Annotated in this window: 13 protein-coding genes and 1 pseudogene; 5 read left to right on the top strand and 9 right to left on the bottom strand. The window is 68.1% G+C overall.

Annotated elements, in window-relative coordinates:
* Positions 1-105: 105 nt before the first annotated feature.
* The 8 genes and pseudogenes from ACQP0C_RS24655 to ACQP0C_RS24620 form a co-directional block, all read right to left on the bottom strand.
* Positions 106-1,542 (bottom strand): GuaB1 family IMP dehydrogenase-related protein, encoded by a 1,437-nt coding sequence (locus ACQP0C_RS24655; RefSeq protein WP_433723517.1) that lies wholly within the window; start codon positions 1,540-1,542, stop codon positions 106-108.
* Between the two features lie 167 nt (positions 1,543-1,709).
* Positions 1,710-2,555, bottom strand: coding sequence for a DMT family transporter (locus ACQP0C_RS24650; RefSeq protein ID WP_433723515.1), 846 nt, complete (start codon positions 2,553-2,555; stop codon positions 1,710-1,712).
* A 595-nt stretch (positions 2,556-3,150) separates the two neighbouring features.
* Positions 3,151-4,626, bottom strand: a pseudogene (locus ACQP0C_RS24645) (DEAD/DEAH box helicase); the annotation flags it as partial.
* Positions 4,627-4,671: 45 nt separating this feature from the next.
* Positions 4,672-5,610, bottom strand: a complete 939-nt coding sequence (locus ACQP0C_RS24640; protein WP_433723513.1) for a M56 family metallopeptidase — start codon at positions 5,608-5,610, stop codon at positions 4,672-4,674.
* A gap of 64 nt (positions 5,611-5,674) precedes the next feature.
* A complete protein-coding gene (locus tag ACQP0C_RS24635) occupies positions 5,675-6,067 on the bottom strand; it encodes a BlaI/MecI/CopY family transcriptional regulator (RefSeq protein ID WP_433723511.1) in 393 nt (130 codons plus the stop codon).
* A gap of 98 nt (positions 6,068-6,165) precedes the next feature.
* On the bottom strand, positions 6,166-7,008 hold the full coding sequence (locus tag ACQP0C_RS24630; RefSeq protein WP_433723509.1) for an ABC transporter ATP-binding protein: 843 nt from the start codon (positions 7,006-7,008) through the stop codon (positions 6,166-6,168).
* Complete coding sequence (locus ACQP0C_RS24625) at positions 7,005-8,183, bottom strand: FecCD family ABC transporter permease (RefSeq protein ID WP_433723507.1); 1,179 nt, start codon at positions 8,181-8,183, stop codon at positions 7,005-7,007. The genes ACQP0C_RS24630 and ACQP0C_RS24625 overlap by 4 nt, the downstream gene beginning before the upstream one ends.
* Positions 8,184-8,241: 58 nt before the next feature.
* Positions 8,242-9,315, bottom strand: coding sequence for a FecCD family ABC transporter permease (locus tag ACQP0C_RS24620; RefSeq protein ID WP_433723505.1), 1,074 nt, complete (start codon positions 9,313-9,315; stop codon positions 8,242-8,244).
* Positions 9,316-9,424: 109 nt separating this feature from the next.
* Here ACQP0C_RS24620 and ACQP0C_RS24615 point away from each other — a divergent pair, with 109 nt between their 5' ends.
* Entirely contained in the window at positions 9,425-10,138 is a 714-nt protein-coding gene (locus tag ACQP0C_RS24615) for a hypothetical protein (protein ID WP_433723503.1), read from the top strand.
* A gap of 6 nt (positions 10,139-10,144) precedes the next feature.
* On the opposite strand, the gene ACQP0C_RS24610 is transcribed toward ACQP0C_RS24615, so the two are convergent.
* Complete coding sequence (locus tag ACQP0C_RS24610) at positions 10,145-10,648, bottom strand: nitroreductase family protein (RefSeq protein WP_433723501.1); 504 nt, start codon at positions 10,646-10,648, stop codon at positions 10,145-10,147.
* Between the two features lie 233 nt (positions 10,649-10,881).
* Between ACQP0C_RS24610 and ACQP0C_RS24605 the strand changes: the two genes are divergently transcribed.
* The 4 genes from ACQP0C_RS24605 (at position 10,882) to ACQP0C_RS24590 (ending at position 13,860) form a co-directional block, all read left to right on the top strand.
* The gene (locus tag ACQP0C_RS24605) at positions 10,882-11,337 is read left to right on the top strand and encodes a PaaI family thioesterase (RefSeq protein ID WP_433723500.1); all 456 of its coding nucleotides are present in this window, start codon (positions 10,882-10,884) and stop codon (positions 11,335-11,337) included.
* A gap of 67 nt (positions 11,338-11,404) precedes the next feature.
* Positions 11,405-11,707 carry an urease subunit gamma gene (locus ACQP0C_RS24600; protein WP_063037372.1) on the top strand — a complete coding sequence of 101 codons (303 nt, stop codon included), beginning with the start codon at positions 11,405-11,407 and terminating at the stop codon, positions 11,705-11,707.
* A gap of 9 nt (positions 11,708-11,716) precedes the next feature.
* The gene (locus ACQP0C_RS24595; RefSeq protein WP_433723498.1) at positions 11,717-12,043 is read left to right on the top strand and encodes an urease subunit beta; all 327 of its coding nucleotides are present in this window, start codon (positions 11,717-11,719) and stop codon (positions 12,041-12,043) included.
* A 95-nt stretch (positions 12,044-12,138) separates the two neighbouring features.
* Complete coding sequence (locus tag ACQP0C_RS24590) at positions 12,139-13,860, top strand: urease subunit alpha (protein ID WP_433723496.1); 1,722 nt, start codon at positions 12,139-12,141, stop codon at positions 13,858-13,860.
* The last annotated feature ends 213 nt before the right edge of the window (positions 13,861-14,073 follow it).

Raw genomic sequence — 14,073 nt, 5'->3', positions numbered from 1 at the left:
CGGCAACCCCCATGCTACCGGCCCACGCGCGTGCCCGCGTGGGCCGGTGGCTGTGTTGATTTTGCAGCGCCTGCGGCGCTGCGTGTTCGCGGCCCCGGTGCGGACTTACCAGCCGCTGGGCAGGGGGCGGCCTTCGGCGAATCCGGCTGCCGACTGCACGCCGAGCACCGCCCTGTCGTGGAACTCGGGCAGGGTGCGCGCTCCGGCGTAGGTGCAGGCGCTGCGGACGCCGGAGCAGATGTGGTCGAGCAGATCCTCGACACCGGGGCGTTCCGGATCCAGGCGCATCCGCGAGCTGGAGATGCCCTCCTCGAACAGCGCCTTGCGGGCGCGGTCGAAACCGCTGTCGGTCGCGGTGCGGGCGGCGACGGCACGCTTGGAGGCCATGCCGAAACTCTCCTTGTACGCATTGCCGTCACGATCGACACGCAGGTCGCCGGGGGATTCGTAGGTGCCGGCGAACCAGGAGCCGATCATCACATTGGACGCGCCAGCGGCCAGGGCCAGCGCAACATCGCGCGGGTGCCGGACGCCACCGTCGGCCCAGATGTGCACGCCGAGTTCCTTTGCGGCGGCGGCGCATTCGGTCACCGCGGAGAACTGCGGACGACCGACACCGGTCATCATCCTGGTGGTGCACATCGCACCGGGGCCGACACCGACCTTGATGATGTCCGCGCCAGCCGCGGCCAGATCCCGGGTGCCCTGGGCGGAGACCACATTGCCCGCGACCAGCGGCACACCGAGGCCGAGATCGCGGATGGTGCTGAGGGTTTCGAGCATCTTGGCTTGGTGGCCGTGCGCGGTGTCGATGACGAGCAGGTCCGCACCCGAGTCGACCAGAGCCTTGGCCTTGGCGGCCACATCGCGATTGATGCCGACCGCGGCGGCCACCCGCAGCTTATTGTCGGCATCGACATTGGGCTGGTAGATGCCGGTGCGAATGGCGCCGGTGCGGGTCATCACGCCCGCGAGGCCGCCGTCGTCGGCAATGAGCACGGCGAGTTGCGCGTGTTCGGCCTCGAGCAGGTCGAAGATATCGCGCGGCGAGGTGCTGGCCGGTGCCTTGACGAAATCGGTGACCGCGACATCGCGCAGCCGGGCGAAGCGGTCGACATCGGCGCAGGAGGCCTCGGTGACCACGCCGACCGGCTTACCGCCGTCGACGACAACGACCGCGCCGTGGGCGCGCTTGTGCATCAGAGCGACGGCCTCGGATACCGAACGCTCCGGATCCAGGGTGACCGGGGTGTCGGCGGTGAGCGAACGGCTCTTCACGAAGGCGATGGTGTCGGCGGCCGCGGCGATCGGGAGATCCTGTGGCAGCACGACGATGCCGCCGCGGCGGGCGACCGTTTCGGCCATCCGGCGACCGGCGACCGCGGTCATATTCGCGACGACAATGGGAATGGTGGTGCCGGACCCGTCTGCGGTCGATAGATCCACGTCGAACCGTGACGCGACATCCGTCCGATTCGGGACGAGGAACAGGTCGTCGTAGGTCAGGTCGTACGGCGGCTGATGACCAGGGAGAAACTGCACTTAACCGATTCTAACCGGTGCGCCGTTATCGCGTGCAATCGCCCAGCATTCGGTCCGCGCCATGCGCGAGTCGGTGGTCGCGTCGCCGGAATCAAGATCAGATAGGACTGGTGGCTGGGCTTTTCGGTAGAAGTCGCCATAGCTTCGACCCGATCTCGGTTTCGAGGTCAGGCCTCGGCTTCGACGCGGGAGAGTTGGATTGTGGTCGCGCACATGGTGATTACCGCGATGGCGATGACAAGTAGGCCCACATCGTCGGTGCGGAGGCGTTCGTCGAGGACGGTGATGCCGATGAAGGCGGCGGCCAGGGGCTCGGCGATGGTGACGGCCGGGAGGGAGGCGACGAGGGGGCCCGCTTGGTAGGCGCGTTGCTGGAGATAGAGGCCGATCACGCCAGATGCGATCAGTGCCCAGGTCTGCCAACTGCTGAGCACATGGCCGAGGCCATCGTCGAACAATCCCGTCACGTAGGAGGTGAGTGCGGCGGCGAGGCCGAAGAGGGCACCGCCGACGACGCCGAAAAGTAGGGCGCGACGGGTCGGGTCGGCGGACTTGACACCAACGATGAGCGCAACCGCGAGCGCGGCCAGTAGCGCGGTCAGCGGCGCAATCCAATCACGCAGGGGCGCAGTGGTATTGCCCTTGGTGGGATCGCCGACTATCAAGAAAACGGCCAGCGCCACCGCGAGGGCGATGGCGGTCGCCCAGGTGCGCGGGGCGATTCGGCGGTTGTTGAGCCGGGCGGAGAGGGGAAGGGCAAAGATCAGCATGCTGACCAGCATCGGTTGCACGAGCAGGACCGCGCCCAAGGCCAGCGCCGCGACCTGCATCGCGTAACCGCCCGCGTCCCCGACGATTCCGGCCCACCAGCGCGGACTGCGCACCAGCGAACCCATCAGTGACCGGCCTTCCGGGACCGCTGCGGCGGCATGCTGCTGCGCCACCGCGGCCAGCGCGAAGAGCAGCGCCGCGATCAAGGCGCAGGCAACCGCGCCCACCTCGTGATTCGACACCCGATCAGTTTGCCCCGCGATTGCGGCTCCCCGGCACCCCCTGCGGCCGTCCGGCGCGTCGACGTGTACGCCCGGGTGTGTCGCCGCTGGTCGCGGCGGTGCGGTCCGCTCCGGCTGCGGCGGCACCGCGACCGGAACTCGCCCCGCCACCATGGTTGGTCGATATGCCGCGCGCTGCCGAGCCCGATCCGGAGGCACGTGCGGTGCCCGTCTTCGCTGCCCCGACGGCACGACCTGGCGCGGCAGATGCCGAGTTCGCGGCCCGTCCCGGGGCCGTCTTCGCCGACCCCGCGCCACGGCCCGGCGCAGCCGTCGCCGTACCACCACTGCGCCCCGAGGTCGGTGCGGCCGCCGACCCACCCGCAGCCCGACCCGAAGATCCGGCACCGTGCCTACTCGACTTCGCGGTGGAGCTCGGCGAATGGCCCGAAGACTTTTTCGCACCATCCGAACCAGCACCACGACCGTCGGCACCGCCGGAACCAGCATTGCGACCGAGGTTCCCCGCGCCACGACCGGTACCGCCGGACGCCGCACGGCGACTGCCACCACCGGCGCCCGCAGCGCGTCCAGTGCCATCCGTTCCCGCATCACGACCGGCATTGCCGGAACCTGCACTGCGACCGGCGCCACCGGAACCTGCGCCGCGACCGGTGCGACCCGATCTCGTACCACGACCAGCACCACCCGACCCCGCCGCGCGACCCGCACCGCCCGACCTGCGGTTCGACCCACCGCGCCGATCAGCGCCGACCTTCAGCTCACCTTCCTCGCCCACCGTCACCGCCGAGTTCGCCGCGACGATCGGCACGCCCGACGGTTGCTTCGCGCCGGTGATCTGGATCAGGCGGCGATCACCCGGACGAACCTGTACTCCGTCGACGTCGACGCCCGCCTTGCGGGTCATCTTCTCGACCTCGGTGCGTTCCTCCTCGGTGACCAGTGTGACGACGACGCCGTCCTCCCCCGCGCGGGCGGTGCGGCCGGCGCGGTGCAGGTACGCCTTCGATTCGGCGGGCGGATCGACATGTACGACAAGGGAAATACCGTCGACGTGGATGCCGCGCGCGGCCACATCGGTGGTCACCAGTACCGGTGTCGTGCCGTCCGCGAATGCGGCGAGGGTTCGCACGCGATTGTTCTGCGCCTTGCCGCCGTGCAGTGCGCCCGCCGCGATTCCGGCCGCGCGCAGCTGCTTCGCCAGCCGATCCGCACCGTGCTTGGTGCGCACGAACATGATGGTCAGCCCGTCGCGCGCGGCGATCTGCGCGGTGATCTCGCGCTTATCGGCCTTGCGCAGGAACAGCAGGTGGTGCGACATGGTGGCGACCGAGGCCGACGGCGGTGCGGTCGAATGCGTGACGGGGGCGCGCAGGTAGCGCTTGACCAGCTTGTCGACCTCACCGTCGAGGGTGGCCGAGAACAGCAGTCGCTGACCGTCTTTCGGTGTCCGGTCGAGCAGCTTGGTGACCTGGGGCAAAAAGCCCATATCGGCCATATGGTCGGCCTCGTCGAGTGCGGTGATCCGCACCTCGGACAGATCGGCCGAGCGCTGGTTGATCAGATCTTCCAGACGCCCCGGCGTGGCGATGAGCAGATCGACACCGCGCGCGAGCCGATCGGCCTGGCGCTTGATCGGCGCGCCGCCGACTACCGAGGCGACCCGCAACCCCAGCGATAACGCGGCATTGTCCAGCGCCTTCTCGATCTGGGCCGCCAGTTCTCTGGTCGGCACCAGCACCAGACCACGCGGCTTACCCGGCTTGGCCTGGGCGCCGGTGAGCAGCGCGAGCATCGGCAGCCCGAAGGCCAGGGTCTTGCCGGATCCGGTCGGTCCGCGCCCGAGCACATCCTTGCCCGCCAGTGCATCGGTCGCGGTCGCGGCCTGGATCGGGAACGGGGTCTCGATGCCGTCGCGGCGCAATGCCTGGACGAGCACGGCGGGCAGGCCCAGATCCGCGAAGGTGGTGGCAGGGGTCGAGGAGGTCAAAGGGGGTGTGTGCCTTTCATGTCTCGGCGCGGGCGGATCCGGGCACGCGGGGGTGCCGCCGAGATGGTTGGGCCCGGTCATCGCCGGATGCGGTAGGACCGGGTGTATCAGGTGGAACCGGATGAATCAGTTACGGAGCAGTCGATCCAGTTCGACCAGCCAGGGTACCGCGACGGCCATGGTCGGGACCACCAGGATGGCCGCTGACCCCAGATAGGCCGCCGCAGCGACCCGAATATCGCCGATCCGCCCACCGAGTCGCTGGATGCGGATCAAGGTGGTCGGACCGCCGGCGGCGAGCGCGCCCTGCGGTGCGGTGGACTTCGCGCACGCGACCAGGGCGCGGGCCAGCGGTTTCGCGCCGGTGACTTTCACGGCGGAGTCGTCGGCGAGCAGTTCGATCAGCAGTTTGACCGAGCCGAGCGCGGCCTTGCTGCGCACCACCCTGGGGAAGGCCTCGTGCACCGCGGTAAAGGCCTCGAGCACCAGGTCGTGGCGGGCTCGCAGATGGGAGCGCTCATGGCTGACGATGGCCGTGACCTCGGCGTCCTGCAGGCTGGTCAGGGTGCCCTCGCTCAACACGACCCGTTGGCGCAGGCCGGGCAGGCAGTAGGCGATCGGCTCGGTCGAGCCGAGCACCCGGATATCGGCGGCGCGGCGCTGCGGTCCGCTCTGGTCGAGCAGATCGACGAGCATGCGATGGCGCGCCCGGCGTCTGCGGGTGTGCACGCCGACGCGCACGATCGCGTACATCAGTCGCGCGCCGACCAGCAGCGTCAATGCGAAGACGAATACGTAGGCCAGCCACAGCGGCAGGCCGAGTGCGTCGATCTCGCGCGCCGGGGAGGTGGTCGGGCGACCGTCCGGTCCGGGCACGAGTAGTTGGGCGGCGATGGCCAGCCCCGAGCCGAATGCGCTGAGCACAGCGGCGAGCGCGATGGCCTGCCACAACACGAGCGCGGCGCGCGGTGTCCGGTACGGCCAGGTCGCGCGGCTCAACAGCGCTGGGGCGGGCCCCGCGAGAAGCAAAGCGAGACCGGCAAAGACCGGCGCGGTTGCGTTCATCGACTCAGCTCACTGCGTTGTGGGGCCAGGGCACTCACCTCATTGTGAGGCCAGGATCCCAAGACTACTGCTTCGGCGGCGCAGTATCTTCGGATGCTTCGAGCTTAGCGAGTGCTTCGCGCAACGCGTCCGTGTCGTCCCTACCGACCTGTTCAACGAAGTGCACGAGCGCCGCCGCGCGGCTGCCCGCCGCATCGGCCTGTTGCAGTGCGTCGACCATCAAGCTGGCCACCAGTTCGTCGCGGGTGTGCACCGGTGCGTAGCGGTGGGCGCGGTCGTCGCGTCGCTGCACCACAAGGTTCTTCTTCGCCAGCCGTTGCAGCACCGTCATCACCGTGGTGTACGCGAGCTCACGGCGGGCGGCCAAAGCCTCGTGTACCTGCCGTACGGTCTGCGGTTCGTCAGTGGACCACAGCTGGTCCATGACCGCTCTCTCGAGTTCACCAAGTCCTGCCATTCCACAAGTTTACGGACTCAACGACACAATTGCGTACTACAGGTCGTCGTAACTGCCTGATAGCTGGTGTGGTATTTGTCATAGGTTGTGCGGCAGCCCTAGCACTGGGACCGGTCCCGCACCGCGTCCGATTCGTAGGCCGCCCGGACGTGTCGCGTTCCGATGGGCACGATCATCGGTCGGCCGGACACCGGATCCTCCAAGACGGACGCGTCGAGATCGAAGACCTCGCGCAGCAGCGCGACGTTGATGATGTCGGCGGGTGCGCCCTGGGCGACGATGCGTCCGTCGCGCATGACGATGAGCCGGTCGCTGTAGCGGATGGCCAGGTTGAGATCGTGCAGCACCATCACCACGGTGCGGCCGTGCTCGTCGTGCAGGCGGTCGATGAGGTCGAGGACCTCGACCGAATGTGCGAGGTCGAGGTAGGTGGTCGGCTCGTCGAGCAGCAGGATATCGGTGCCCTGGGCCAGTGCCATCGAGATCCAGGCGCGCTGGCGCTGCCCGCCGGACAATTCGTCGAGGGCGCGATCGGCCAGTTCGGCAATGCCCGTCGCGGCGAGCGCGGCCATGACCTCGTCCTCGTCGGTGGCCGACCACTGCCGGATCCAGGACTGGTGTGGATGACGTCCGCGCGCAACGAGATCCGCGACGGTCAGCCCCTCGGGCGCGACCGGCGACTGCGGCAGCATGCCGACGATGCAGGCGACATCCTTGGTCTTCATCGACGAGATCGCCTTGCCGTCCAACAGGATTCGGCCCTGTCGCGGACGCAGCAGGCGACCCAGCGCGCGCAACATGGTCGACTTGCCGCAGCCATTGGGGCCGATGACGGTGGTGACCACACCGGGGGCGATATCGATGCTGAGTCCGTCGACGATGACGCGGTCGCCGTAGCCGAGGGTGACTTCCTGTGCGGAGAGCCGGGTGTCGGTGGTCATGACAGGGTCGCCTTCCGATTCATACGCACGAGCAGGTAGAGCAGGAACGGTCCGCCGAAGGCGGCGGTCACGACACCAACCGGCAGGTCGACCGGAAATAGCGTGCGCGCGGCCACATCCGCGCCGACCACCAGGATGGCACCGATGAATGCCGAGCCGATGAGCGGTTCGCCGGGAGTTCGCAGCAGTCGGCGCGCGATCTGCGGTGCGGCGAGCGCCACAAATCCGACCGGACCGACCGCGGCGGTGGCGACCGATGCGGCCACCACGCCCGCGCCGATCAGCAGCGCCTGCTGGGTTTGGATCCGCACCCCGAGCACCCGGGTGGTATCGGAGCCGAGACGCAGTGCGGCAAGGGTTCTCGCCGAACCCACGGCCACCAGCGTGACCACGGCAAGTGCGAGCGCGGCCGGAATCAGTGTGGTCCGATCCGCACTGTTGAGTGAGCCGTTGAGCCACAGTTGCGCACGCGCGGCGTCCTGCAGGCTGGCGCGGGTGAGCAGAAAGCTGATGCCGGACAACAGGAATGCGTTCACCCCGATGCCGATCAACACCAGTCGCATCGGAGTGACGCCGCGGTCGCCGGTCACGCCACGGCCCCATGCGAGTAGGTAGATGGCGGTTGCGGTCAGCAGCCCGCCGGCAAGCGCGGCCAGTGGAGCACCGACGCTCGCGGCGAATCCCGCTGTCATGCCGCCGGTTCCGACGAGGACGGCGACGGCGCCGAGGCTGGAGCCGGTGGTGATGCCGAGGACATCCGGCGCGGCCAGCGGATTGTGCAGGATGGACTGGGTGATCGCACCCGCGATGCCCAGCGCCGCACCGACGACCAGCGCGGTGAGCGCGCGCGGCAAGCGGGATTCCAACACGATGAACCGCTGGGATCGGGTGCCGCCGCCGGTGAGCACATCCAGGACGCGGCCGAGCGGAATGTGGGTGTCGCCGAAGGCGATATCGAGGCAGAAGAGTGCGAGCACGGTTGCGGCCAACGCAACAACGACGAGCGCCATGGTGGGACGCAGCACCACTGAAATCGGGCCGAGGCGCAGCGCGGAGCGGACGCGATGCAGGGGTGCGGCGGCCGCACCTGACTGTGGGGTCCGGTCTGAGGCCGTTGCGCTCTGCGGGACTTCCGCGTGATCCGGGGACGCCTTGTCCATCGTTCGCTCGCTCATAACTGCCCCTCGGCGACCCGCAGCTCGGCCGACGGGCACTGTGACATGTGGCACGCGCTCACAGGCTCACCACCTTCTTGCGACGCACGAGCAGGACGAAGAACGGCGCACCGAGGGCCGCGATCATCACACCGACCGGTAACTCACCGGGCCGCGCCACAATTCGCCCGGCCACATCGGCGACGAGCAGTAGCAACGCGCCGAGCAGCCCGGAATACGGGATCAGCCAGCGGTAGTCAGGACCGGTGAAAACCCGTGCGATATGCGGCACGACCAACCCGATGAATGCGATCGGGCCGACCGCCGCCGTCGCCGCACCGCTCAGCAAGACGATCGCAACCAATCCGAGTGCCCGACTGCGCCCGATATTCACCCCGAGCCCGCGCGCGACCTCGTCACCGAGGCTGAGCAGATTCAACCCGGGCGAAGCGAGCACGGCGAGTACCACACCGATCGCCAAGAACGGCGCTACCTGCCAGAACACCTCGGCGTCGCGTCCGTTCACGGTGCCCACCACCCAGAATCGGTAGGTGTCCAGCGCCGCATTGTCCAGCAGCACAATGGCATTCGTCATAGCCTGCAGGAATGCGGTGACCGCCGCACCGGCCAGCACCAAGCTGAGCGGGCTCGCCTTACCACCGCCGATCGCCGACACCCCGAACACCACCAGCCCCGCGATCAGCGCTCCCGCGAAGGCGAACCAGATGTACTGTTCGGGTGCGCTCAGCGCGAACAGGTAAATGCTCAGCGCCGCAAGGAATGCCGCGCCCGCGTTCAAGCCGAGCAGTCCCGCGTCGGCGAGCGGATTGCGCGTATAGCCCTGGATCAGCGCACCGGCCATACCGAGTGCGAGGCCGGTGACCAGCGCAAGTGCGGTGCGCGGCAGGCGAAGTCCGCGCACGATCTCCTCCGCCGTGGATCCGGCCTGGCAGTGGAACGGTCCGCCCGGGCAGGTCAAGGCGTTATGTACGGCGTCGTAGACGGTGCCGGGTGACAGCGATCGGGTGCCGATCGCGATGCTGGCCACGGTGGCGAGCAGCAGGAGCGCGCTCAGCAGGACGAGCCCGAGCCGACGATGACGCGCTGGATTCGTTCGTCGCGCCCCGGGCGCGATGGTGCCTGATGCCGTCACGGCGACGAACTTCTCCTGACTCGATATGTGGTGTCCGGTTGCTAGGTCTGGTAAGCCTAACCTATCTTTCCAAGCCGATCCCATTACGGAGCCGACCCGAGGAGGTTCGATGCCCGAGCCAGTGGCGACCCGCATGCCTGGCCAGCCCCATGTGGCGTTCGGGAGAGCGTGTGCCCGGCTGCGCTCGCTGCAACCCGAACATCCGCGGGTCTACGCGGTGGCGGCCATGTCCGAGCAGGGCAGACGGCGCTGGTGGCGGCTCGCTGACGGATTGCGCGAGGGCCGGATCGAGCTGATGTACCGGCGCAACGCCGCGGAGATGATCAGCGCCGATACCGCCGCCGAAGTTGTTGCGACCGCGCTGATCCACGCGGTGATCGGGCGGGTGGTCGCCCTGCTGGTGGCCGAGGGGCGCGTGTGGGATCCGGGTATCGAGAACCTATGGATCCACGCCGACAATGACGGCGGCATCGACTGGGCCGGCTTGAACGACACCACGATTCGCGTACTCGACGGCGATCGACCGGCGGGGGAGCCGGGTGTGGTGACGTTGCCGTGCGAGCAGGCGATGTACGTCTGGCTGGCGCATCGGTGCGAGCCGTCGCTGCGATTGATCCAGCGGACCTTGACGGCCTGCGCAGGGCTCGGTGAGCGCCGGTTCTGGTCGCTCGTCGGCGAATCCATTGTCGGCGCGGCCACCTATGTGCCGGATCTGGCGCGGACGGATTCCATGGTCGGTGCGCGGCGTGGTGAGGGATTGCTGCTCGCGCTGGAAGAGCGCGGTCTGCCGGTGCGACGGGTGGTGGGGTGCCCGGTTCGGTAGACGCCGCTAGGCCCAGGTGAGCAGGGTCGATCCGGGCAGCCGGCCGGTGGGGATGGCCGATGGACTCCGGTGTCGGTGTGGATCTCGGCGGCCGATGGCAATTGCGTGCTGCGGGAGCCAGCCGGGTTGGATATCGAGCAGGGCGCTCACCCGGGTGACGTTGTCGCTGGGGTGAAATGTGGTGACGCAGGTGCCGAGGCCGTGGTCGTGGGCCGCCAGGCACAGTGACTGGCAGATGCGGCCCAGATCGAACTCGGTATCGGTGAATCCGTTGTCCGCGGAGAGCAATACGAGGATCACTGGCGCCTCGGCGAGATGGCCCGCATAGTGGCCGAACTTGCTCAACTCGACACGCAGCGCGTCGGTGGTCACCGCGATGAACCGCCATGGTTGGCGGTTGCGTGCCGAACCGGTCCACCGGGCCGTGTCGATGATGTCCTCGATGGTCGAGCGCGGGATGGGTTCTGGCAGAAAGTGTCTGGTAGAGCGCAGGACCTTGATCGAATGCATCGCCGCAAGTCTAGTGCGGCACAGCAAGAGGTTGCCCAGTTAGGTAAGCCTGACCTATACTGTCCTCGGCGTTGGGATCGGCCGAGTGTTCCGGAGGGCTGCCGTGAACCCCTGATCCATTGCCGCGGCGGGCTCCACGGGTGTGTGGAGCCCGCCGCTCTGTACCGGGCGAACGAAAGTGCCATCGGGGAGCATCGTGCGAGGCCCGAGAGGCGCTGTGCCAAGGTGAACGCATGACACAGCAGGAAGTTGCCCAGATCCAGTCGCTGGCCGAGGTCACGCCCGAGCTGCTGACCGAGCTCAGCAAGAACACCTTCACCGATCTGATCGGCCTCGAATTCACCGAGGTCACGCCGGACCGGGTGCGTGGTGAGCTGAGCGCGGGGCCGCAGCTGCAGCAGCTGGCCGGCATCGTCAACGGCGGCGTGTACTGCACCGTCATCGAATCGCTGGCCAGCATCGGCGGCGGGGTCTGGTACACCGCACAGGGCAATAAAGGCACCGTGGTCGGCGTGAACAACAACACCGACTTCCTGCGCTCGGTGCGCGAGGGCAAGGTCTTCGGTGAGGCGACGCCGCTGCACCGCGGCCGGTTGCAGCAGCTGTGGCAGGTCGTGCTCACCGACGGCGAGGGCCGCACGGTGGCCCGCGGCCAGGTGCGGCTGCAGAATCTGCCCGCCAGGGATTGACCGGCACCCTCGACACGGGCGTGCCAGAATTACCGTCACCCTGATCCACGACCGCCGAGGAGCCCGAATGCGACTGTCGCCGCATGAGCAGGAACGGCTGCTACTGAGCTATGCGGCCGAACTGGCCCGGCGCAGGCAGGCACGCGGACTCGAGCTGAACCATCCCGAGGCGGTCGCCCTGATCACCGACCACGTGCTCGAGGGCGCCCGCGACGGGCGCACCGTCGCGGAGCTGATGTCTTCGGGGCGAACGGTTCTCACGCGTGCCGATGTGATGGAGGGCGTGCCGGAGATGATCCACGATGTGCAGGTCGAGGCCACCTTCCCGGATGGCACCAAGCTGGTCACCGTCCATCATCCGATCGGTTAGGGGCCGGTGATGGCTGATTCTCCGCTCGTCCCGGGGGAGTACTTCTGTGCGGATGGCGCTATCGAGTTGAACGCGGGCGCGGATCGGATCGAACTCGATGTCGTCAACACCGGCGATCGGCCGGTCCAGGTCGGCAGTCACGTGCATTTCCCGCAGGCCAATGCCGCGTTGCGCTTCGACCGGGCGGCCGCGCACGGGCGTCGGCTCGATATCCCCGCCGGAACCGCGGTGCGCTTCGAACCCGGCCTCGGACAACGAGTTTCGCTGGTCCTGTTCGGTGGCGCCCGCGAGGTCCACGGCATCAGCCTGACGCCTCCCGGACGTCTCGATGACTAGCGCGAGACCGCCTGCCCGAATTCGTATGCCGCGCGGGCTTTCACGGACGATTCGGTGTGGGGCGCATCATTCCGTGCGCCGGGAGGTAGGACGCGATGAGTGAGCTGAGCCGCGCGCGGTATGCCGAGCTCTTCGGACCAACTACCGGCGACCGAATTCGCTTGGCGGATACCGATCTGCTCATCGAGATAACCGAAGACCGCAGCGGCGGGCCGGGTCTCGCGGGTGATGAGGCCGTCTTCGGCGGCGGCAAGGTGCTGCGCGAATCCATGGGCCAAGCCCGCGCGACCCGCGCCGAGGGCACCCCGGACACCGTGATCACCGGCGTGGTCGTCATCGACCATTGGGGAATCATCAAGGCCGATGTCGGCATTCGCGACGGCCGCATCTGCGCGCTCGGCAAGGCGGGCAATCCGGACACCATGAACGGGGTGCATCCGGATCTGGTGGTCGGCCCGAATACCGAGATCATCGCGGGCAATGGCCGCATCCTGACCGCGGGCGCGATCGACTGTCACGTGCACTTCATCTGTCCGCAGCTGATGGACGAGGCGCTCGGCGGCGGCATCACCACACTGATCGGCGGCGGCACCGGTCCCGCCGAGGGCAGTAAGGCGACCACGGTGACGCCCGGATCCTGGCATCTGGCACGGATGTTGGCGGCCACCGACGGCTGGCCGATGAATATCGTGCTGCTCGGCAAGGGCAATACGGTCAGTGCCGAATCCATGTGGGAGCAATTGCGCGGCGGCGCAGCGGGTTTCAAGCTGCACGAAGACTGGGGCTCCACGCCGGCCGCGATCGACGCGTGCCTCACCGTCGCCGATGCGGCCGGCGTGCAGGTGGCGCTGCACTCGGACACGCTGAACGAGGCCGGATTCGTCGAGGACACCCTCGCCGCCATCGCGGGCCGCGGCATCCACGCATATCACACCGAGGGGGCGGGTGGCGGGCACGCGCCCGACATCATCACCGTCGCCGCACATCTCAATGTGCTGCCCAGCTCGACCAACCCGACCCGTCCACACACCGTCAATACCTTGGACGAGCACCTGGACATGCTCATGGTGTGCCACCACCTCAGCGCGTCCATCCCGGAGGACCTCGCCTTCGCGGAGAGCCGGATCCGGCCCTCGACGATCGCGGCCGAGGATCTGCTGCACGATCTCGGCGCGATCTCGATGATCGGCAGCGACTCACAGGCCATGGGCCGCATCGGCGAGGTCGTCATGCGCACCTGGCAGACCGCACACGTCATGAAGCGCCGCCGGGGCTCACTGCCCGGTGACGGTGCAGCCGACAATGCCAGGGTGCGGCGCTACATCGCGAAGTACACGATCTGCCCGGCCATCGCGCATGGCCTCGACGATGAAATAGGTTCGGTGGAAGTGGGCAAGCTCGCCGATCTGGTCCTCTGGGACCCGGCGTTCTTCGGTGTCCGCCCGCACGCCGTTCTCAAGGGCGGTGCGATCGCCTGGGCCGCCATGGGCGACGCCAACGCCTCCATCCCGACCCCACAGCCGGTATTGCCGCGCCCAATGTTCGGTGCCGCCCCACTGGTCGCCGCGGATACGTCCGTGCATTTCGTTTCCGAACAGGCCATCGAGGACGGTCTCGCCGAACGCCTCGGCCTGCGCCGAAAACTGGCTCCCGTCAAGAACGTTCGTCGCGTCACCAAGACGGATATGACCAACAACGACGCGATGCCGCGGATCGAGGTCGACCCGGACACCTTCACCGTCCGCATCGACGGCGAGGTGTGGACCGAACAGCCCGCAGCCGAGTTACCCATGGCCCAGCGGTACTTCCTGTTCTGAGGACGTCGCATGACGGCCGCATGTGGCCGCCCGCGGCATGGACCCCTTCCGTGATCGCCCCCCAGATCATGTCCTGCATGCGCCGTGCCCAAGCCGAACTCCGCCACCAGTGGCTGGAGTAACGCCTCGCCATGGCAGGGCCGCTATCGCAGACCTTGTGAGTGCCGCGCATAGGCTGTGCAGCCTGTGCGCGGTCGCCGATGGATGTGCGCG

Source organism: Nocardia sp. CA-129566 (genome assembly GCF_050956075.1).
Classification (GTDB): Bacteria; Actinomycetota; Actinomycetes; order Mycobacteriales; family Mycobacteriaceae; genus Nocardia.
This window is presented reverse-complemented; position numbering and strand designations above follow the sequence as displayed.